The 1,831-nt window shown below is 61.6% G+C and carries 2 protein-coding genes and 1 pseudogene; all 3 read left to right on the top strand.

Going from position 1 to position 1,831, the window contains the following annotated elements:
• Nucleotides 1–141 precede the first annotated feature (141 nt).
• The gene (locus tag JHD07_RS11380) at nucleotides 142–438 is read left to right on the top strand and encodes a TrbC/VirB2 family protein (protein ID WP_024343420.1); all 297 of its coding nucleotides are present in this window, start codon (nucleotides 142–144) and stop codon (nucleotides 436–438) included.
• Nucleotides 438–776 (top strand): type IV secretion system protein VirB3, encoded by a 339-nt coding sequence (locus JHD07_RS11375; RefSeq protein WP_024343419.1) that lies wholly within the window; start codon nucleotides 438–440, stop codon nucleotides 774–776. Before JHD07_RS11380 ends, JHD07_RS11375 begins: the two co-directional genes overlap by 1 nt.
• Nucleotides 769–1,831: pseudogene (locus JHD07_RS11370) on the top strand (transporter); the annotation flags it as partial. The gene JHD07_RS11375 and the pseudogene JHD07_RS11370, both read left to right, overlap by 8 nt.

Here is a 1,831-nt window from a genome sequence, read left to right as displayed (position 1 = left end):
CGCCCGAACTGGGACGTCTACCGCTCGGGCCTCGGCACGTCAGCCTTCGTCTATGGGCGATTATGAACTCTTTTGTTTTGCCTCAATTCAAAACCGCGGTCCGGGCTGGTCCGGCTGCACTGCAATCGGAGCTCAGTCGTCATGACTTCTCGTGTTAAACAAGCCGCTACACTCGTGTGCATGGGGGCCGTTCTCAGCATCGCCTTGGTCGAGCCTGCGCTCGCGCAGACCGCGAACATCGAGGGTGTGCTGCAGAACATCGTCAACATGCTCACCGGCAACGTCGCGCGCCTGCTGGCGACGCTGGCGGTCATCATCGTCGGCATCGCCTGGATGTTCGGCTATCTCGATCTGCGCAAGGCCGCCTATGTCGTACTCGGCGTCGCCATTACGTTCGGCGCCTCCGAAGTGGTCTCGACCCTGACCGGGGGTCGTTGATGATTGAGGCCACGCGTCTCACGGAGGATACCTTATTCCTCGCCTGCACGCGGCCGGCCATGATTGCCGGAGTCACCATGGAAGCCATGGCGCTTAACGTGATGTTTTCCTGCATCCTGTTCCTGGAGGCCGGAAGCATCATCTACGGCCTGGTTGCGATCCCGATCCATGGTCTTTGCCGCGTCATCTGTCGGTATGACCCCAACATGTTCCGGATTCTGCTCGCCTGGATCGAAACCCGCGGACGCACGCGCAATGGATCATTCTGGGGCGGATCGTCCTGCACGCCGCTCAAGCTCGTTCGGCGATATCGAGCACGAGACCTTGGCTATGCGTAACGCAGCGCTCAAAACCCGGGAGATCGGGCCCGATGTCTACCTGCCGTTCGGCCGACACGTCACCGATACGGTCATCAGTCTTACAACGCGCGCTCTGCTGACGGTGATCCGGCTCGACGGCGCCTCGTTTGAGACCGCTGAGACGGCGGATCTGAACGACCTGCATGCCAAGCTCAATCTCACCATGCGCAATGTTGCAGATCCGCGGCTGGCGCTCTGGACCCATCTGGCCCGACGCCGGACGTCGGACTATCCGGACGGTGCATTCCGATCGCCATTTTCAGCTTCGCTAGACGCGCAATATCGCGACCAGCTCCGCAAGGCGGCGCTATTTCGCAACGATCTCTATCTGACGCTGGTGTGGCATCCCGGGCGCGCCCCCACCGACGCCGCGGCTGCGTTCTTCAAACGGCTTGGCTGGAGCGCTGCGGCTTCCCTCGAAGTCGACAGCGCCGGCATCAAGCGGCTCAACGATGCCACGCGCGATATGGTCGCGGCATTGGAGCGCTACGGCGCCCGTGCCCTCGGACTGATTGAGCGCGACGGCATCGTATTCTCAGAGCCAATGGAACTGCTCCATACCGTCGTCTCCGGCGAGTGGATGCCGATGCCATTGCCACAAGGACCGATTGGCCCGGCACTTTACTCAAACCGCGTCATCTTCGGCCGTGAGGCCATCGAAATCCGCAGCGCGGGCGGATCGCGCTTCGGCGGCATGTTTGGGCTTAAGGAATATCCGGCGTCGACAAGGCCTGGCCTGTTGAACGCGCTGCTTTCCGCGCCTTTCGAGGTTATCCTCACCCAATCCTTGGCGTTTTTGTCGAAAGCAGACGCCAAGACTGTCCTGACGCGCAAACAGAACCAGCTGGTCTCAGCCCAGGATCCGGCGGCCTCGCAGGTCGATGAGCTCTCTGACGCGCTCGACGATCTCGAATCCAACAGGTTCGTGCTTGGAGATCATCATCTCTCGCTGCTGATCTATGCCGAGACGCCTTCGCAGCTCCAGGATCACATGAGCGTGGCCCGGCGCGCTTTGGCCGACGCGGGCGCCGTGG

Origin of the sequence: Bradyrhizobium sp., from assembly GCF_016462955.1 — a bacterium.
Lineage (GTDB): Bacteria > Pseudomonadota > Alphaproteobacteria > Rhizobiales > Xanthobacteraceae > Bradyrhizobium.
This window is presented reverse-complemented; position numbering and strand designations above follow the sequence as displayed.